Origin of the sequence: Cloacibacillus sp. An23 (assembly GCF_002159945.1) — a bacterium.
Classification (GTDB): Bacteria; Synergistota; Synergistia; order Synergistales; family Synergistaceae; genus Caccocola.
In genome coordinates, this window is record NZ_NFJQ01000002.1 from 201,748 (window position 1) to 220,001 (window position 18,254).

At 58.0% G+C, this 18,254-nt stretch carries 19 protein-coding genes; all 19 read left to right on the plus strand.

The genetic code is table 11. The annotated features are described in order from the left end of the window. Window positions 1–94 precede the first annotated feature (94 nt). Window positions 95–1,333, plus strand: coding sequence for a DNA modification methylase (locus B5F39_RS02680; RefSeq protein ID WP_087363563.1), 1,239 nt, complete (start codon window positions 95–97; stop codon window positions 1,331–1,333). A 153-nt stretch (window positions 1,334–1,486) separates the two neighbouring features. Next, window positions 1,487–1,825 carry a hypothetical protein gene (locus tag B5F39_RS02685; protein WP_143330626.1) on the plus strand — a complete coding sequence of 113 codons (339 nt, stop codon included), beginning with the start codon at window positions 1,487–1,489 and terminating at the stop codon, window positions 1,823–1,825. A 35-nt stretch (window positions 1,826–1,860) separates the two neighbouring features. Next, window positions 1,861–3,291: a phage terminase large subunit gene (terL, locus tag B5F39_RS02690; RefSeq protein ID WP_204245019.1), complete on the plus strand. Its 1,431-nt coding sequence runs from the start codon at window positions 1,861–1,863 to the stop codon at window positions 3,289–3,291. A 3-nt stretch (window positions 3,292–3,294) separates the two neighbouring features. Continuing rightward, on the plus strand, window positions 3,295–4,920 hold the full coding sequence (locus B5F39_RS02695) for a DUF1073 domain-containing protein (RefSeq protein ID WP_087363569.1): 1,626 nt from the start codon (window positions 3,295–3,297) through the stop codon (window positions 4,918–4,920). Window positions 4,921–4,931: 11 nt separating this feature from the next. Next, window positions 4,932–6,689 carry a phage minor head protein gene (locus B5F39_RS14390; RefSeq protein ID WP_087363571.1) on the plus strand — a complete coding sequence of 586 codons (1,758 nt, stop codon included), beginning with the start codon at window positions 4,932–4,934 and terminating at the stop codon, window positions 6,687–6,689. A gap of 48 nt (window positions 6,690–6,737) precedes the next feature. Continuing rightward, a complete protein-coding gene (locus B5F39_RS02705; RefSeq protein ID WP_087363573.1) occupies window positions 6,738–8,270 on the plus strand; it encodes a DUF2213 domain-containing protein in 1,533 nt (510 codons plus the stop codon). A 14-nt stretch (window positions 8,271–8,284) separates the two neighbouring features. Next, a complete protein-coding gene (locus tag B5F39_RS02710; protein WP_087363575.1) occupies window positions 8,285–8,959 on the plus strand; it encodes a hypothetical protein in 675 nt (224 codons plus the stop codon). Window positions 8,960–8,983: 24 nt separating this feature from the next. Then, the gene (locus B5F39_RS02715) at window positions 8,984–10,012 is read left to right on the plus strand and encodes a major capsid family protein (RefSeq protein ID WP_204245020.1); all 1,029 of its coding nucleotides are present in this window, start codon (window positions 8,984–8,986) and stop codon (window positions 10,010–10,012) included. A 183-nt stretch (window positions 10,013–10,195) separates the two neighbouring features. Next, window positions 10,196–10,540 (plus strand): hypothetical protein, encoded by a 345-nt coding sequence (locus B5F39_RS02720; RefSeq protein ID WP_087363577.1) that lies wholly within the window; start codon window positions 10,196–10,198, stop codon window positions 10,538–10,540. 17 nt (window positions 10,541–10,557) lie between these two features. Further along, the gene (locus B5F39_RS02725; protein WP_087363578.1) at window positions 10,558–10,944 is read left to right on the plus strand and encodes a DUF4054 domain-containing protein; all 387 of its coding nucleotides are present in this window, start codon (window positions 10,558–10,560) and stop codon (window positions 10,942–10,944) included. Further along, entirely contained in the window at window positions 10,925–11,524 is a 600-nt protein-coding gene (locus tag B5F39_RS02730; RefSeq protein ID WP_087363581.1) for a hypothetical protein, read from the plus strand. Before B5F39_RS02725 ends, B5F39_RS02730 begins: the two co-directional genes overlap by 20 nt. After that, a complete protein-coding gene (locus B5F39_RS02735; RefSeq protein WP_087363583.1) occupies window positions 11,521–11,976 on the plus strand; it encodes a hypothetical protein in 456 nt (151 codons plus the stop codon). The genes B5F39_RS02730 and B5F39_RS02735 overlap by 4 nt, the downstream gene beginning before the upstream one ends. Continuing rightward, window positions 11,951–12,553, plus strand: a complete 603-nt coding sequence (locus B5F39_RS02740) for a hypothetical protein (RefSeq protein WP_087363585.1) — start codon at window positions 11,951–11,953, stop codon at window positions 12,551–12,553. Before B5F39_RS02735 ends, B5F39_RS02740 begins: the two co-directional genes overlap by 26 nt. 76 nt (window positions 12,554–12,629) lie before the next feature. After that, window positions 12,630–14,132 carry a DUF3383 domain-containing protein gene (locus tag B5F39_RS02745; RefSeq protein WP_087363586.1) on the plus strand — a complete coding sequence of 501 codons (1,503 nt, stop codon included), beginning with the start codon at window positions 12,630–12,632 and terminating at the stop codon, window positions 14,130–14,132. A 13-nt stretch (window positions 14,133–14,145) separates the two neighbouring features. Then, window positions 14,146–14,595: a hypothetical protein gene (locus tag B5F39_RS02750; RefSeq protein ID WP_087363588.1), complete on the plus strand. Its 450-nt coding sequence runs from the start codon at window positions 14,146–14,148 to the stop codon at window positions 14,593–14,595. Between the two features lie 23 nt (window positions 14,596–14,618). After that, entirely contained in the window at window positions 14,619–15,110 is a 492-nt protein-coding gene (locus B5F39_RS02755; RefSeq protein ID WP_087363590.1) for a phage tail assembly chaperone, read from the plus strand. A 183-nt stretch (window positions 15,111–15,293) separates the two neighbouring features. Continuing rightward, entirely contained in the window at window positions 15,294–17,084 is a 1,791-nt protein-coding gene (locus B5F39_RS02765) for a hypothetical protein (RefSeq protein ID WP_087363592.1), read from the plus strand. 277 nt (window positions 17,085–17,361) lie between these two features. Continuing rightward, window positions 17,362–17,922 carry a phage baseplate protein gene (locus tag B5F39_RS02770; protein ID WP_087363594.1) on the plus strand — a complete coding sequence of 187 codons (561 nt, stop codon included), beginning with the start codon at window positions 17,362–17,364 and terminating at the stop codon, window positions 17,920–17,922. After that, on the plus strand, window positions 17,922–18,245 hold the full coding sequence (locus B5F39_RS02775) for a hypothetical protein (RefSeq protein ID WP_087363596.1): 324 nt from the start codon (window positions 17,922–17,924) through the stop codon (window positions 18,243–18,245). Before B5F39_RS02770 ends, B5F39_RS02775 begins: the two co-directional genes overlap by 1 nt. Window positions 18,246–18,254: the final 9 nt, after the last annotated feature.

The window sequence follows — 18,254 nt, forward strand, 5'->3', positions numbered from 1 at the left end:
GGTAGAGGTTGACATAGCACACAGACGAACCCCGCACGCGGAGGCACGCGAAAGCGACCAAAGCGAGGCGGGGTAATTTTATGGGGGTGCTAAAGTGGATATTAAAAAGGTTAAACTGTCGGAGTTAAAACCCGACAAAAAGAACGCGCGTAAGCACGACAAGCGCAACATTGAAGAAATTAAGAGAAGCCTACAGAAGAATCCTCAGTACCGTCCCTTTGTTGTGCAGAAAAGCACTGGGCGCATCCTTGTTGGGAACGGTATGTATCAGGCGATGAAGGAACTCGGCATCACCGAAGGCTGGGTCGAGTATCGAGACCTTAACGATGAAGACGCGACTGTGCTCGCACTCTCAGACAACCGGACGGCGGAGTTAGCCGACTGGGACACGGCGGTGCTCAAAAATCTATTGGAAGAAATGGGGCCGGATATAGATGTCCCAGGCTGGGATACGAGTGAAATTGAAGGGTTATTTAGCTTACCATCTGATGGCGTACGAACTGAAATCATAGAGGATGAAGCACCTGAACCGCAATCTGACACAGTATCGCAGCTGGGTGATGTATGGCTTCTCGGGCAGCACCGACTTATGTGCGGAGACAGCACAAAAGAGGGTGATGTGGCGGTATTGATGGGCGGGGCTATGGCAGACATGGTTTTTACAGACCCGCCGTACAATGTTGATTACTCGTCGAAAAACACATACCTGAATGCGGTTGCCCCTGGCAATCGCATTCAAACACCGATAGAAAATGACAATTATGCTGATGACGGCGAAATTGCAGAAAAGATATGGGGACCAGCGTTTGCAAATATGAGGGCATATGCCGCGCCGCATTGCTCTATTTACTGCACTATGCCGCAAGGTGGCGCACACATGATGATGATGATGATGATGGCTTCCGCCCATTGGCAGGTAAAGCATGAGCTGATATGGCTAAAAAATAATCATGTGCTTGGACGTGCCGATTACTTGTATAAACACGAACCTATTTTATTTGGCTGGGCAGAAAAGCATTGTTTTTACGGCAAAGGCGAATTTACAAAAAGCGTTTGGGAAATACCGAAACCGCAAAAAAGCGACTTGCATCCTACAATGAAACCTGTCAGCTTAATTGTCAACGCTTTATTGAACTCTTCGCAAGTTGGTGAGTTTGTTCTTGACCTTTTCGGCGGCTCAGGTTCAACACTCATAGCCTGCGAGCAGACTGGACGTGTATGCTACATGATGGAGCTGTCCCCGCATTACGTCGATGTTATCATTCGTCGCTGGCAGGCACTGACTGGTGGCAAAGCGATACATGAGAAAACAGGTGAGATATTTCCGGGATAGACGTAGAAAGGCGGTGATTTTATGCCGCGAGGCAACCCTGAAAATTTAGTGTCTAACAGCGATAGAACCCCGGAAGAACGCCGCAAGAACGCGCAAAAAGCGGGGCGCGCGTCGGGCAGAAAACGCCGTAAAATTAAGGCCGCTAAAGAGTACATGAAGATGCTTATCGGACTGCCCCTTGATGCTTCGCAGCGGAACCTCGCGAAATATATGTCGGAGGCAGGAATCGACGAGCAAGACCAGAATCAACTCTCTCTCATGCTGATGAGTCTTATGAAGCAGGCACAGAAGGGGAACATCAAGAGCGCGGAGCTTGTGCTGCAGCTTGTCGGCGAAATGCCAGCTAGCAAGACGGAAATAACCGGCGCGGACGGGGCTCCGCTAATCCCCGAGCGACCGCCGCTCTACGACCTCTCTAAACTGTCGCATGAAGAACTTACGTCTCTTGCTCGTGACGCATTCAAGGAGGACAAAGGCGGCGAGGAAAATTGAGCCGCGCCGCACAGCCAAAGTTAGACCGGGAGACCTTGCGCCGCAGCATTGCGGCTAACTCCATGTCCGGCTTCGTCCGCTATACATATCCGTCATATCTCATGGGCTGGTGCCACGAAGAGATATGCTTGCGGCTGGATAGGTTTCTCGACGATGTGCGGGCGCGGCGCTCTCCGCGCCTCATTATCTGTATGCCGCCGCGCTCTGGAAAGTCAGAACTGGCCTCGCGCCGCTTCCCGGCCTATGCGTTCGGACGCGAGCCGAACATCAGCGTTATAGCGGCGTCCTACTCGGCGGACTTGGCGTCGCGTATAAACCGCGACGTGCAGCGCATAATGGACGATGCTCCATACTTAAGCATCTTCTCTGACACGCGACTCCCAGGGGCTAACGCGAGGACGGGGCGCAGCGGCTACGTCCGCAACAATGACATATTCGAGATAGTCGGCCACAACGGCAGTTATCGCAGCGCGGGCGTCGGCGGCGGCATTAACGGAATGGGCGCTGACATTATGATAATCGACGACCCTTTCAAATCGCGCGCCGAGGCGGACAGCCCGACGATACGGGAAAAGATATGGGACTGGTACACCTCGACGTTTTACACGCGCCTCGCGCCCGGCGGCGGCATACTCGTCATAGCCACGCGCTGGCACATGGACGACCTTACGGGACGGCTTATCGAGGCCGCGAAGACAGGCGAGGGCGACCAGTGGGAGATAGTGGACTATCCCGCCATAGCGACGTGCGACGAAGCGCACCGCAAGAAGGGCGAGGCTCTTCACCCAGAGCGCTACCCGCTCGATCAGCTTATGCGCATCAAGGCCGCCATAGGCACGCGCGACTGGGAGGCGCTGTATCAGCAGCACCCGACAGTCGAGGGCGGCGCGGTGTTCCGCACTGAGTGGCTGAGGCTGTATAACCCGGCGGATCTGCCGCAGAGCTTCGACGAAACGATTATCTCATGGGATATGACCTTCAAAGAGGGCGACGACAAGGACTTCGTTGTCGGGCAGGTCTGGGCGCGCAAGGACGCGCGCTATTTCCTTCTCGACCAGGTGCGGCGGCAGATGGATTTTGTCGCCACTATGGAGGCGTTTGTCGCGTTGTCGCAGAAATACCCGCGCGCGCTAAAGAAGCTCGTTGAGGACAAGGCCAACGGCCCGGCGGTGATAAGCGCGCTCAAGTCTCACGTGCCGGGAATCGTGCCTATAGAGCCGGACGGTTCAAAGACGGCGCGGGCTTACGCGGTCACGCCGCTTTTCGAGGCTGGGAACGTATATATCCCCAATCCGTCATGGTGCCAGTGGGCGCGCGAGTATATAGACGAGCTGACGCAGTTCCCGACGGCTGCGCACGACGACCAGGTTGACGCTACGACGCAGGCGCTGAGGCAGTTCACGGCGCGCCCGTCTATCCGCATTAACCCCTCGATACTACAGCCGCGCGGACTATACAGGAGGTAAGGCATGAGCCGAAAACAACGAAAACCAAAGGCGGCATACCGAACGCCGTCGATGAAGATAGCCGCGGAGGCTTTGTCGTCTCGCGGCGCGGGCGCGGGCGTTCTCACCCCCGGCGCAATCCGCGCCATGTTTCAGCCGTGCGAGACGCTGGGCTTCCGCGGTGCCGATAACGCCAGGATTGCGCAGGGCGCGGCGCTCGACTCCGCAGGCGTGTACAACCTTTTGCAACACACGCTCTGCAACGGGATGCTCGCCTACGCGTCGCAGTTTGTGGGCTACGGCGTGCTGTCCAATCTCACGCAGGACGGGCTTATCCGCTCCGGCGTCGAGATGCGTGCCGACGAAATGACGCGCAAGTGGATAGAGCTGACGTACAACGGCAAAGACCCGGCGGCGCAGAAAGAGCAGGAGCAGGAAATAGACGGCGGGCTTAACGGCTCGCCTTTTTTGTCGGGCGGCGTTGTCCCGGTAACGCCGGAGGCAGAGGGCGACAGCATTATCCAGACGCTCAACGGCGAGATGGAGGCGTTCGGGCTGAGGCGGCTGTTCCGCGAGGCCGCCGCGATGAGCGGCTACTTCGGCGGCTGTCTGGCTTACATTGACGTGGGCGACCTGACCGACGAAGACCTCAAAACCCCGCTGCGTCTTGACGCCGACACGTTCTCGCAGGGCTCGCTGCGCGGCTTCCGTCTCGTCGAGCCGTTCAACATCGCGCCTGGCTTCTACAACGCGAGCAACCCGGTCTCTGCGAGTTACTTCCGGCCTGAGACGTGGTACGTGCTTGGCACGGAGATACACGCCTCGCGCTTCCTGTATTTCACCGAGAACCGCCCGCCGACGCTGCTGCTCCCGTCGTACAACTTCTTCGGCATCCCACTGGCGCAGATTGTGCTCGACGCGGTCACGCACTTCACGAGCTGCCGCGAGGCAGAAGCGAGGCTGCTTACCAAGTTCAGCCTGACCGTCCTCAAGACGGATATGCAGGCGGTGCTTGCAGGCGGCGCGAGCGGAGAGATTGACAAGCGCATAAGGTACTTCGTCCAGATGTGCGATAACGACGGCGTGGCGCTCATAGACAAGGACATGGAAGACATGATAAAGCTCGAAACTCCGCTCTCGGGCGTTACAGACATCGTGCGGCAGGCGATGGAGATAGTCGCGGCGATGTTCGGAGAGCCGGTCGTCAAGCTCTGGGGCGTCACCCCCGGTGGGCTAAACGCCACAGGCGACGCGGATATGCAGAACCATTACGACCATATCAACAGCATACAGGAGAAGATATTCCGTGAGCCGCTGAAACACGCGCTGGACATCTTACAGCTCAACAAGTTCGGCGTTATCGACGACGCTCTGACCTTCACCTTCCCGCCGCTCGGGGACGACGACGACAAGGCTGTAGCGGACACGCAGCTCGTCAAGGCCAACACTGCGGCGACGCTCTTCGACCGCGGCATCGTGAGCGGCGAGGAAGTACGCAAGGCGCTCGCGGAAGACCCGAAGAGCCAGTTTACAAACATAGACCCGGGCGCGGAAGTGCCGGAGCCAGACCTCGCGCTCCCGATGGAGGGCGCGCAGGAGCCCGGGCGCTCAGACCTTGACGACCGCGACTTCGCCGGACAGGTCTACTAGAAGGAGCGGAGATGGCTGTTAAAAGGACGCTGAGGGCGGTACGTCCGGCTGCCGCGCTCGAGCGCGAGTACCGCGAGAAGCTGGACAAGCTTATAGACGACATGCAGCGCTCGGTCATCTGGTGGATGCGCGCTGCTTACCGCAGGCGCGAAAACCAGATAACGCAGGACGCGGGCCCGGCGCGCGACTTGTCGCAGGAGCTGCAGAGCGTCATGCGCGACTGGCTCAAAAAGTACAACGAGGCCGCTGAGACGCTCGCACAGTGGTTCGCGGATAAGAACTCGCAGCACGTGCGCAACTCCACGCGCGAGGCATTCAAGGCGGCGGGGATAGCCGAGCTGTTCACGGTCAAATTCCGCTACATGAGCCGCCACGAGCGCGACGTGCTGCAGTCTATCATCATTGAGAACGTCAATCTGATAAAGTCCATACCTCAGCACTATTTTACGGAGGTGCAGGGGCTTGTGCAGCGGTGCGTGCAGAACGGGCGAGACCTCGGCTATCTGACGGACGAGCTCGGCAAGCGCTACCAGATAACGCGCCGCCGCGCTGCAATGATAGCGCGCGACCAGACAAACAAGGCGACGGAGAACCTGTCCCGCGCGCGTATGCAGAGCCTCGGGATAACGAAAGGCATCTGGATACACACCAGCGCCGGGAAGACGTACCGGCATACGCACGTGGAGATGAACGGCAAGGAGTTCGACCTCTCCAAAGGCATGTACGACAGCGCGGTGGGGCGCGAGGTGTTCCCGGGGGAGCTGGTGAACTGCTTCCCAGGCAATTCAAAGTTGTATGGACTTCCGTTCGTAGAAAAGCTGTACAGGCGTTTTTACAGAGGCGAACTGACCGAGCTCGTTACGATAAACGGTGTAGTCCTTAGAGTAACACCGAATCATCCAATACTCACTCTTGAAGGGTGGAAGGCTGCCGGCCTCGTTGATTGCGGAGATTATATTTTCCAGATAGGCGCTAAGGACAGATACGTCAGAGAACTCAATCGTTATGGGGCTATACCCACATTCGAGAATTTTTTTGAGGCGTTTGTTGGACATGGTGCTTCTGCCTCGATATTTGGTTGTGCCGAGTGTGACTTCCACGGCGACGTGTCCGATGGCGAAATCGACGTTATAGATGTCAATAGCTTTTTGACGGACAAAACGAAAACCTCTTTGTTCAAGAAAGGACGCGAGTTCGGTTTCACCAGGTCCGAAGTGAGAGGCATTGCCGGTGTCCTCTCGGGAGGATGCGTAATGACATCGTTGGCTATGGGGCATTTCTCCGCGACGAGCTTCACGGGCAGCGTGAGTAAGCGCTTGTCTGTATTCCTCGGTAGTCTCACGATAGCGGAGCTTGTTTGCCTCTTTTCCATTTCTCGGGGTAATCCCAGCTCGCAGAATGCGACGACGAATGACATTGCGGGAACACCCAAAATGGCGGGCAATTTCCAGCTCGCTTACGCCGGACTTGTACATGGATATGACCTCATCTTCGGGGACAAGTGTTCTATCATCGGTTCGTCGGTTTCGTGGAATGGTGAATCCACGCTTCCTAACATGAATGGAGAGGTTGTCGGGGCAGACCCCCAGCTCTTCAGCAACCGTTTTAAGCATCTTACCTTCGGAGAGACGTTTTACCGCGTCGTTGATAAGCGCGTCAGTGAATTTTCTGGGCATGTTTATAACCTCCAGACTTCGCTAGGTTGGTATATCGCAGACCATACCGTTGCGCATAATTGCCGTTGTACTTATAAACCTATTATATCATAGTGATTAGCTAGTAAGGCAACGCACGGAAACACACAAAGGAGTGATTGCATGATACGGGACAGACCCCGCAGCGACCGCATTGCGTTCGACGCCGCGGCTAGCCGCCGTCATAAGGACGACAACGGCTATCTGCACGTGGACGCGTCGAACATCACCAAGGAGCAGGTCGCGCCGTACTACGGCAATGAAATCCCCGACTGGCAGGGGCTGGGGCTCGAGCCTGGACGGCTCTACTACATGTACCGCCCCGCGGACGAGCTGGCGAAGGCTGCGGACAGCTTTAACGGGATGCCGCTGCTTTTCGAGCATCATCAGACTAACGCCGCGTGCCCCGCTAAGGAGTATGTCATAGGCAGTCTCGGCACCGACGCGGAGTTCCGCTCGCCTTACGTCGTCAACTCACTGATTATCACGGACGGCGAGGCGATAGACGCGATAGAGCGTGGGGACTACAAGGAGCTTTCCGCCGCTTATAAGTACACGCCCGTCATGCAGGGCGGCATCTTCGGCGGCGAGCATTACGACGGACGCATGACGGACATCAGGGCCAATCACGTCGCGCTAGTCAAAGAGGGGCGCGCGGGGCCGGACGTTGCCGTCGCGGACGCGAAACCTAAATCACTGGGGGCGCTGGCCCCTCAAAGGAGGACGCAAAAAGAGATGAAAAAAACGACCAAGAAGGGCGTGCTTGCCTTCGACGCAGTGCCCGCGATAGAGGGCATGGAAGTCAATCTCGCCGCAATGATGAAGGCCGTGCAGGTTGTGGAAGCGCAGCGCGAGGGGCTTGACCCGCGCACAATCAACCTCGACATAGACGCGGGGGCAAGCATAGACGAGATCGTCGCCAAGTTCTTCCCCGAAGCGGACGAGGACGCGAAGGCCGGGATAGCGGCGATGCTCGAAGAGCTTAAATCCGCGCCCGCCACGGACACGGACGTTATTACCCCGGCAAAGGACGACGAGAAGGGCAGCCGCGAGTTCGCGGAGGGCGTCAAATACGGTGAAGAGCTTGAACGCGACCCGGAAGAGCGCCGGAAACTTGACCGCGAACACGAATCCGAAGGGATGCGCCGCGCTATGGACGAATGCGGCGTGGACGCGGACGACCCCGGAAGCTCCAAGGCCTTCGCTGAGGGCGTTAAGTACGGCGAGAACCTTATGCGCAACCGTGCGGAGCGTGAAAAGCTTGACCGCGAGCACGAGTCGGAAGGAATGAAGCGCGAACTGGAACACCAGCGCGAGGCGATGGACGCGGCTATCAAGAAAGCTAAAGAACAGGTCGCCGCGGACACGAAAGCCCACATCAAGGCGCTTTACGCGGCCGCCAACGACTGCCGCCCAGTGCTCGGGATACTCGCCGACCCGATGGCGTTCGACAGCGCTGACGACATATACCGCAAGGCCCTGACGGCGGCAGGCGTAGATGTGCGCAACGTCCACCCGTCCGCGTTCCCGCAGATGCTTAAACTCGTGCGCGGCAACAAGAATAGGGCGGCGGGAGCCCCGCAGATGGCTAACGACTCCGCGGGCGGCGACTTCCTCAAAGGCGCGTTTGACGGGCTCGCGCGAATCCAGAAGTAAGGAGGCTGTGAACTATGGCACTACAGAAATCGGTAAATCTTTATCAGGCTGCGGCGGTGCAGGGGGATAGGGCTTCGCAGAACCCGTTCGTCTACACTCCGCAGAACTACACCGCAGGGGCGGACATCACTGTCGGCTCGTTCGTCTGGGAGTCCGCCGAGGCTACAGACCCGAAGCAGGTACTCAACACCGGTACGGGCGCTCCGCTCGGTTTCGTCGAGCGCATTCTGGCGGTCTATAACTACGACCTGACCTCGGAAGGCACGCTGATAATCCCCAAAGGCCAGAACGTGACCGCCGTCGCGCTTCGTGGCGACTTCTATATTCCGGCAAATACGACAGTAACCGTCGGCATGGCGGTCTTCGCAAACACGACTACCGGCGCGGCCACTTTCGCGGAAGCGGGCAGCTCGCAGAGCGGCGCGGTCGAAACGTCGTGGCGCGCTATGACTGCAGGCAATGAGGGCGACATGATAATCATTTCCAACGAGGCCCCGGTTGTAGCTTCTTCCGGCGGCAGTTCGCCAGACCTCAGCTCTTACGCCAAGGCCGACCTCTCCAACGTGACTGGACAGCTCCCGATAGCCAACGGCGGCACCGGCGTGACCGCGGTAGGTACGGCGGGGCAGGTGCTTACCGTCAACAGCGGCGCGGACGGCACGGAGTGGACGACCCCGACCGGAGCATAACGAGAGACAAGGAGTGATAACGATATGATTAACGTTTCCTTTGAGGCCGCCCGCGAGGGCGGTTTTATTTTCCCGCAGGCGCGCGCGTGGATGAACATCAAAGACCACGCCTATATGGAGCAGCTCGCACAGGACGCGGCGCTCATCACCACGCCGAACACCGCCGTCCCTGCTGAAATCCTCGCCTATATTGACCCGATGGTCGTCGAGATTCTGACCGCCCCGAGGAACGCGAAGAAGATATTCCCCGAAGTCAAGAAAGGCGACTGGACGACCCCGTACTTCAAGTTCCGCGTGCAGGAGTACACGGGCGTGACGACGCCGTACAGCGACTATGCCGACGGCGGCGTTGCCGGAGTCAACGAGAACTGGCCGTCCCGCGAGCAGTATATATTCCAGACGACCATCAAGTACGGCGACCTCGAGTCCGACATGGCCTCCGTCGCGAAGATGAATCTCGCTTCGGAGAAACAGAAGGCGGCGGCGCGTATTATCGAGATAGACTCTAACCGTTTCTATCTCTTCGGCGTGCAGGGACGCGAAATATACGGACTGCTCAACGACCCGAACCTCAACGCCTCGATAACGGCGGGCACAGCCGCAACCGGCGGCGGCACGGAGTGGGCGGACAAGACCGCCGACGAGATATATAACGACGTGCTCGCGCTCGCGGCCTCGCTGCGTCAGAACTCGCAGGGCAACATCACCGAGGACACGCCGCTCGTGCTCGTACTCTCGCCGCAGAGCAATTCCCAGCTCGGCAAGATTAACCAGTTCGGGCTCTCCGTCCGCCAGATGCTCAAGAACGAGTACGGGGACAGGCTCGACTTCGTAGAGCTGCCGGAACTCTACAACGCGACGAGCGGCAACACGATAATGCTCATCGCGAAGGAAATCCTCGGTATACCGACGGCGCAGCTCGCTTTCGGCGAGAAGTACCGCGCGCTCCCGGTCGTCCGCGAGCTGTCCAGCTACAAGCAGAAGGTCACGGCGACGACCTACGGCGCGATAGTCTATTACCCGTTCGCGATAGCGACGATGGAAGGGCTCTAATAGAGCCTTGATACAACAGGGGGTGCGCACACTATGGCAACGGTAAAACGAAAAACATCAGCGGCAAAAATAAACACGACATCCTCAATCACCTCCCCTCCTTCTGTTGAGGCGGCAGAGCCTAAAAACTCCGCCGCCTCTTTTATTTCCGCACCGTCGCGGAAATATCAGGGGCGCGTGACCGTGTTTTACAACTCGCCGCGCAGCATCATCTTCTCTGTGCTCGACTCTCACGGCGTCGAGCAGAAGCTGCTCATCAACGGCAACGCGACGAACCTGCGCGGGCTGCCGAAGGGCATACTGCCCGCGGCGGGGACTTTCGGGCGCACGCCGGACGTGGACGGAGGGCTATGGGAGGCCGTCGAGACGAAATACGCGAAGATGCCAGCTTTCCGCAACGGGCTGATTTTCGCGGTCTCGACCGAAGACGCGGCGAAGTCTGAGCTCAACGACAGGCGCGGGCTGCGCAACGGCTACGAGCCTATAGACCCGAAACGCGCGCGCACTGAGCCCAAGACCGACGACTAAGAAAGGAGGCGCGCCGCATGGCTGTTATCTCTTTCGACATCGCGGCGTTTCGCGCCGCCTATCCGCAGTTTGCGGACATATCGGACGAGCAGCTTCAAGGCTTCTGGGATGTAGCCTGCATTATCAGCGGGCTTAACCGCGACGGCTCCGTAATCAGCGACCTCGACGCGCGTCAGGTCATACTCTTCATGCTCGTCTGCCACCTCGCGACGCTCTATCAGCGCGGGGCGGTAGTCGGGCCGCTCACGAGCGCGACCGAGGGCAGCGTGTCCTCCGGCTTCGCCGCACCGCCGTACACGCTCCAAAACTGGTGGTACTTGCAGACCCCTTGCGGGGCTGCGTACTGGGAGGCCATGAGGCCGTACAGAGTGGGGGTGCGTTACTATGCCTACAAAGGTTGTTAAAGTCACGGGCGGCGAGAAGTATAAAGCGCTGCTCGCGAAGATAGCCGCGCAGAAGGTCGGCGTTAAAGTCGGGATATTGCAGGGCTCGACGACGACGGAGGGGCAGTCTATAGTCCAGTACGCCGCCGCCCATGAGTTCGGCATGACTATCCCAATCCCAGAGCATACGCAGCTCATGCCTTTCCGTGAGGATAAAAAAACGGGCAAGCTGAAAATGGTAAAGCGTAAAAAGGCGACTATCTTACTTGAAGGACACGTAAAAAAATCGTCATTTACAATGCCGACACGCCCGTTCTTGCGGCAAACGGTCGAACACCGCCAGGAGGAATGGTGCAAGGAGCTTGCGCAGATGTTAAAGGGAGAAATCACCAAGGGAACGGCAAAACCCGCGATGCACAAAATCGGCGAGGCAATGAAAGCCGACGTTAAGAGGGAAATTGAATCCGGCAACTTTAAGGCATTAAAGCCCGCAACTATCAAGGCCAAACTCAAGAGGGGCAAAACCTCCAACCCTGAACACCCGCTCATTGACACGGGCCAAATGATGGAAGCCGTCGATTACGAGGTAGTCGAAGGATGAGCGGCGGCCTCAACCTCCACAACATCGTGCGCGGCGCAATAACGGCGGTACACCCGGACGAGACGGTGACTCTCTACCAGTCTACAGGACAGGTCAACAGCTACGGAGTTGTAACTGCACAATACGCCGCACCGCAGACGGTCAAAGCACAGGTGCAGAGCGCTAACAACGCAGACCTTGAGCTTGTCGAGCGGACGAGCCAAAACACCGTCATTATGCGGTTCTATCTCTACGCGAGCGCGGCAATGCCGCCCGCTCCGATAGATCGCCCGTTCGCACGAAACGGCGACATGATAAAGCGCGCTGACGGTACATGGTGGCTCGTGACCGCATCGCCGGACGATTTCGCAGGCGTCGGCTGGGTGTGCGTCCTCGGTACATTGCAGGAGCTTCCGCCCGCCGGTATAGACGAGGGAGGCGGCGACGATGGCGACTTTCCCCCCGCCGCTTAACTTCAAGGCCGTAGACGAGCCGGACGTGTACCGCGCCGTCTATGACTTCATCGAGACCTTCGGGCTTCCGGCAATGGCGGACGCCTCCAAGACTGGGCGCATCTTCCGCGGCTGGTCGAACCGTATGAGCCTGCCGCACGACAACGAATACGCCGTCATGTCTATCATCAGCCATTTTAGGCGCGGCACGAACGTCGAGACCTTCGACGCTTCACAGGCCGCCATAGACGAGGACGGCGTACTCACTACCTCGGAGCTGATACTCTGCGACGTGCAGATAGATTTCTGCTCCGACCCGCACACAGGGCGCGACTTCGCGCGGCGGCGCGCGCAGTCTATCGAGACTGTAGCGCGTTCGTCTTTCGGCCCGCAGTTCTTCGCGCAATATGACATGGGATGCTTATACGCGACGGACGCGCAGGATTTGAGCTTCATCGGTGACGCAAAGCAGTACGTCAGCCGTTGGATGACCACCGTACGGCTCTCCTTCTGGACGGCGGTCTCGGCTGAATTGCCGTGGTTCGACGCCGTGAACCTCAAGCGGCTTGAAAACGTGGACGCACACCACAAGCCCTAACACACGCGAAACACACGAAAAAACGCACGGCGTGCGTTGCAAACACACGCCAAACGCACAAAAAGGAGTGATAAATATGCCTATACCGGCATCATGGATTGTGTCGATAAATCCGAGGCTGATACAGCCCGGAGGCACAGACCTAGAGTTTAACGGGCTAATACTGACAGAGAACACGCTCATGCCGCTTTCGTCGATGGTCATGGAGTTTACGACCGCCGACGCGGTAGGCTCGTACTTCGGCCTCGACAGCGCGGAGTACGCACAGGCGACGCAGTATTTCCTTGGTTATAACAACTCTTTCGCGAAGCCGAAGCGTCTCATGTTCGGCGCGCGAGTAAGCGAAGCCCGCGCTGCGTTTTTACGCGGCGGCAAGTTCACGGGCACGCTCGCCTCGTTGCAGGCGGTCACTGACGGAGCGATGAAAGTCACCATCAACGGCACAGTCTACACCGTGACGGGGCTTGATTTCAACGCAGACACGAGCTATTCAGACGTGGCGGAGACGATACAGACCGCGCTCGCGGGGGAACTACCCTCTACGACCGTCACCTATTCGAGCCTCACGGGCGCGTTCCAAATCAACAGCCCGACGACCGGCGCGGAGTCGACGATAGGCTACGCTTCGGCGGGCGACAGCGGCACGGACGTGTCCGCCTTGCTCTGCCTAACGGAAGCCACCGGCGCGGTGCTCTCCCAGGGCAGCGATGTGCTGTCAGAGACCGCAAACATGGCGGCTATCAAGCAGCAGACGCAGAACTGGGTAACGTTTACGACGCTCTACGAAGCGGAGGACGACGAGATACTTGCACTCGCAGAGTGGGCGTCCGGACAGGGCGTGGATTATCTCTATGTCCCGTGGAGCGTAGACCCGCAGCTCACGACGCAGGGCTCTACGTCGAGCATAGCAGACCAGATAGAGGCGGCGGAGTACGGCGCTACGGCGCTCGTCTACGCTAACGTGGACACGGCGGTATTCGTTCTCGGTACGGTCGCGTCCATCGATTGGAACCGGAACCAGGGCGTTATCACGACAGCATTCAAGCACGTTGACGGGCTCGCTGCGACTGTGACGGACGAGACCACCGCCAACCTGCTTGAAAATAAGAAGTGCAGCTATATCGGCACCTACGCCACTCGTAACGACGACTTCACGTTCTTCTATCCGGGGGCGATGTTCGGAGATTACAACTGGATTGACACGTATATCAATTCAATCTGGCTGAAGAACGTCATGCAGGTCGCGATTATGAACGGACTCAACAGCGCGGGGCGCGTCCCGTACAACGAGCGCGGCTATACGCTTATCCGCTCGTGGCTGCAAGACCCCATCAACCGAGCTATCAAGAACGGCTGCATAGACACGGGCGTAACGCTCTCCGAGTCGCAGAAAGCTCAGGTCATGAACGAGGCCGGCCTCGACATCAGCAACGAGTTGTGGATTAACGGCTACTACATACAGGTTGAGGACGCGGGCGCTCAGGTGCGCGTGACGCGCGACAGCCCGAACGTAAGCGTCTGGTACACGTATGCGGGCAGCGTCCAGCGCATTGTCGTAGCGAGCACTGCGCTTGTGTAGGAGGTGAAGCACAATGTCAGTATCCGCTTTTGGCAACGACATAACTTCCGCAAATATCGAGCTTGTTTTCTCGGCTGAAGAGATATGCCCGAACGGCATCACGGTGCAGCAGTTCTCTGCCGATCAGATGTACTCGTCGGAGGACGAGCAGTTCGCTGAGACTCGCATGGGCGTGGACGGCTACCTCGCCGCGGGGCAGACGCCGAACATCAAGACGCTGACCATATCGCTTGAAGCGTCCAGCCCGCTCTACGAAACGTTCAAGAATCTAGCGATGGCGCAGACGCGAAACCGCAGGCCGTACAACTGCACGATAGTCGCGCGCGTTCCGTCTATCGGACAGGTGTTCACGTGGAGCGAGGGCGTGCTGCATAACGCGACGTGGGTCCCGAACGCCGCGCGCGTGCTCGACCCGACGCAGTGGACATTCCACTTCCAGAACCTAGACGTGAGCACGATATAAAGCGGTAATCAGGGGGTACAACAATGAGACGAATAAAACGTATAGAGCTTATGGACGGTGACGCGCCGCTCACGTTTGAAATAACGCAGATGTCGGCGACGCAGCAGTACAACTGGGTGCTGCGTGCCGGGCTTCTGCTTGCCGCGAGTGCGGGCGAGGCCGGAATCACAGTAGACACAAAGACGGACTTCTCTATGGCGTGGGTTGGCAAAATGTTCCGCGAGCACGGGCTGGGGCTTTTCAAGGGGCTTGCGCCGGAGAAGGTTCAGCCGCTGCTCGACGAGCTTCTGTCCTGCTGCTCGCGCGTCGTGGACAACGCGAAATATCCATGCACGCGAGAATCCATAGACGGCTATGTCTCCAACTTCACGACCATCGTGCGGCTGCAAATGGAGGCGTTGTCGGTGTGCTTCGGCGGTTTTTTTACGCAGAAGAGCACGGACGGGAACGGCAAGCAATCCCCGCTCAAATCCTCAAAGGCGGAAACGACCCTCAAAATCCCGCGCCGCGCTTAGCGGACTACCCCAACGTCAGCGGGCTTATAGGGACGATAGTCTCTCATAAGCTCGCGACGCTCCACGAACTCCAGACCATATACAGCTATGATGACGCGCTTGATATGTATGAGGTGATTTGCGTCAACAACTACAACGAGCGCCAGATATTGAAAACGCAGAAGCCGCGGGGGAGGTGAGACCGTGACAATAGACGAACTTGTAATCTCGCTTGGGCTTGACCCCAGAGGCGTAAAAGACGGCATGAACAAGGCCGAAGGCATGATACAGTCCGGCTTGTCTAAAATCGGCAATCTCGTCAAAAACATTGCCGCGCCGATAGCAGGAGCGTTCGCCGCAAGCGAGCTGTTTAACAGCTACGTCAACGGCGCGACGGCGCTTGACCGTCTCTCGCAGAGCCTCGGCATGGACATAGAGCGCTTGCAGGAGTGGCAGGGCGCGGCGCGCACGGCAGGCGTCGAAGCGGAGGAGGTAGGCAACATCTTCCGCGACATGAACGACTATATCACGGACGCGACTCGCTTTGACTCCGGCCCGCTCAAAGAGATAGCGGCACAGCTTGGCATATCTCTGACCGACGTAAACGGAGCCGCGCGGAACTCGGAGGCCGTGCTGCTTGACCTTGCTGACGCTTTTCAGACGGTCGGCGCGCAGGAGGCTACCGGCTACGGTATGCAGCTATCCTTCGACCCCGGCATGATTGCTCTCTTACAGCAGGGACGCGACGCGCTCGAAGAGCTCTTCCGCGAACAGCGCGAGCTCGGCGTCTACACAAAGCGCGACGCGGAGATAGCGAAGACCTTTAACCGCGAGCTCGGGGACTTGTGGCAGAGCATGAAGGCCGGGAGCGCAGTCATTTTGCGCATGATAGTCCCGGCTATGACGAAGATGGTCGACTGGATAGACAAAGCCGTGAAGTTCATGCGGCAGCATGAAGATTCCGTAGAAATATTTTTCAAAATGTTCGCCGCAGCGATTACAGCGGTAGCGCTCCCGGCTCTTGCCCGCCTAGCAAAGGCGACGTTGACAAATCCGTTCACGCTGTTAATAGCGGGAGCCGTCGCGCTGGCGCTGGCGCTGGAAGACTTATTCGGCTGGATGAACGGGAAAGAAGCAGCCTTCGGCGATTTTTGGAGTAAGTTCGGCACGCCGGAGGAAGTCAAGGCGAGTGTAGAAAATTTTATCGCTACTCTCAAAAACATTCTTCCGACAGTGCTAAGCGTCGGAAAGGTCATCGCTACGCTCGTCGCAGGACTTTGGACATTACGCGGCGCATTCGGAGCAGTCAAACTCATTGGCGGCGTAATGTCACCTTTGATAAAAGTTTTTACTCTTGTCGGCAATGTCGGGGGCGCGGTGATAGCTGTTTTAAAGCTTCTCGGATTGCAGCTTGTCAAAGTCGCAGCCGTCATTATTTCGACGGTAATCCCCGCCGTCGTGAGCTTCACAGCCGCGTTGCTCGCCAACCCTATAACATGGGTAGTTGCCGCGATAATGGCTCTCATTGGCGCGTTGTATTTGCTTTACAAGAACTGGGATACGGTCAAGGAGGGCGCGCAAGCACTCTGGGACGGACTTGTCTCTATCTTCTCCGGCGCAGTTGACTGGTTTAAGGGGATATTCGACGGCATAGTTGACGCCATCGCAGGGCCGTTTATGACAGCTTTTGAGAAGGTTAAATCGGGATGGAACGCCGTCAAGGGGTTCTTCGGTTTTGACGAGGCGGCAGGCACGACCGGCGGCCTGAATCACATCGGCCCGCTCGGCGGCGGAGCCGGACAGGCTATATCTCCGGCGCGAGTGGCGGCGGGCGGCAACAGCTACACGAGCGACACGAGCGTCAATATCGGGAAAATCGAAGTGCAGACGCAGGCGACAGACGCGGAGGGCATAAGCCGCGACATCGGTAAAGGGCTGCAAAAGAATGTGGCGAAGTTCACCGTTAATCAGGTAAACGCGGGGGTGGTGCAGTAGTTAGCTTGACGTTGTAATCTTTGGTGTTAAAATATAGCTAACCAAGAGATGAGTATCACAGATACACCAAAACGCCCCGGGTGAGCACCGGGGCGTTCTTGTTGCTGGCTGATTGCTGCTAGCCTACTTGTCCAGCCATTTGCAAATGTAGTAACCGGCTACACTTGCCGCGACAGAGACCAAAAAAGAGATGAATATCACAAGATACACCCCCTTTCCGTTGCCGGATTGGGAGCAGCAACCCGCATAGTATAACTTTAAGGGAGGTGGTTTGCCAATGCCGGACAACACCCGCGAACAGTGGACGCTGATGCAGGAGGGACGGACGCTTATCACGTTCACCTCCATGCTCGAGACTCACGTCCAGAGCGACAGCGTTGTACCCGAAGAAGCGCTCGAACAGGGCTCATTCGCGGCCTACAACCGCACGCAGTATTCCGACGTGTTCCGCGTGCGGCTCGCCATCGAGGGCGACGCCTCGGAGCTCCAGCAGGCGCAGGAAACGCTCAAGAAGCTCAAGAGCGGCACGGACACGTTCTCGCTCGTCACGCCGGACTATGAGCACGAAAACCTCACGCTCGAATCCTACGACTACATGCGCAACCAGAGGCAAGGCAACGGGCTGCTCATCGTCGATATGCGTATCAAGGAGATACGCGAGGTGCAGACCGGCACGGCGACGCTCACGACGACACAGTGCAAAAACGCCTCGAACGCGAGCAAGCAGAAGACGGGGCGCACTCAGCCAAAGGAGCCAAGTGATAAGACAAAAGAGTCCGTAGACAACAGGACGATGGCGAGGGCTCTGGAGGACGCATTGACTGGAGGCGGTGCGTAATGCTTCAGATACCGCTCAAAAACCTTCCGTCGCAGGAGTTTCAGGTCGTCCTCGATAACCAGAACTGTACGATATTCGTCTACTGGCGCTTCGGGCTGATGTTCCTCGACCTTACCGTCGGGGATAACGTTGTATGCCGCGGCGCTATCTGCCGCAACGGCGCGAGCATCACGCAGTTCCCGTCGCTCTACTTCCGCGGCTCGCTGCACTTCTGGGACACGCAGGGTAACCAGAAATCGCCGCAGTGGGACGGGCTCGCAGACCGCTACGTACTGCTCTATCTCTCCGAGGGCGAGGAAGTACCGCTCGCCTTGCAGTACTAGGAGGCGCGG

Coding starts and splice junctions, on each gene's coding strand:
- B5F39_RS02740 (WP_087363585.1), top strand. CDS start 11,951: ATGGCGACTTTCCCCCCGCCGCTTAACTTCAAGGCCGTAGACGAGCCG.
- B5F39_RS02685 (WP_143330626.1), top strand. CDS start 1,487: ATGAAGATGCTTATCGGACTGCCCCTTGATGCTTCGCAGCGGAACCTC.
- B5F39_RS02715 (WP_204245020.1), top strand. CDS start 8,984: ATGATTAACGTTTCCTTTGAGGCCGCCCGCGAGGGCGGTTTTATTTTC.
- B5F39_RS02730 (WP_087363581.1), top strand. CDS start 10,925: ATGCCTACAAAGGTTGTTAAAGTCACGGGCGGCGAGAAGTATAAAGCG.
- B5F39_RS02775 (WP_087363596.1), top strand. CDS start 17,922: ATGCTTCAGATACCGCTCAAAAACCTTCCGTCGCAGGAGTTTCAGGTC.
- B5F39_RS02695 (WP_087363569.1), top strand. CDS start 3,295: ATGAGCCGAAAACAACGAAAACCAAAGGCGGCATACCGAACGCCGTCG.
- B5F39_RS02725 (WP_087363578.1), top strand. CDS start 10,558: ATGGCTGTTATCTCTTTCGACATCGCGGCGTTTCGCGCCGCCTATCCG.
- B5F39_RS02745 (WP_087363586.1), top strand. CDS start 12,630: ATGCCTATACCGGCATCATGGATTGTGTCGATAAATCCGAGGCTGATA.
- B5F39_RS02750 (WP_087363588.1), top strand. CDS start 14,146: ATGTCAGTATCCGCTTTTGGCAACGACATAACTTCCGCAAATATCGAG.
- B5F39_RS02735 (WP_087363583.1), top strand. CDS start 11,521: ATGAGCGGCGGCCTCAACCTCCACAACATCGTGCGCGGCGCAATAACG.
- B5F39_RS02755 (WP_087363590.1), top strand. CDS start 14,619: ATGAGACGAATAAAACGTATAGAGCTTATGGACGGTGACGCGCCGCTC.
- B5F39_RS02705 (WP_087363573.1), top strand. CDS start 6,738: ATGATACGGGACAGACCCCGCAGCGACCGCATTGCGTTCGACGCCGCG.
- B5F39_RS02770 (WP_087363594.1), top strand. CDS start 17,362: ATGCCGGACAACACCCGCGAACAGTGGACGCTGATGCAGGAGGGACGG.
- B5F39_RS02710 (WP_087363575.1), top strand. CDS start 8,285: ATGGCACTACAGAAATCGGTAAATCTTTATCAGGCTGCGGCGGTGCAG.
- B5F39_RS14390 (WP_087363571.1), top strand. CDS start 4,932: ATGGCTGTTAAAAGGACGCTGAGGGCGGTACGTCCGGCTGCCGCGCTC.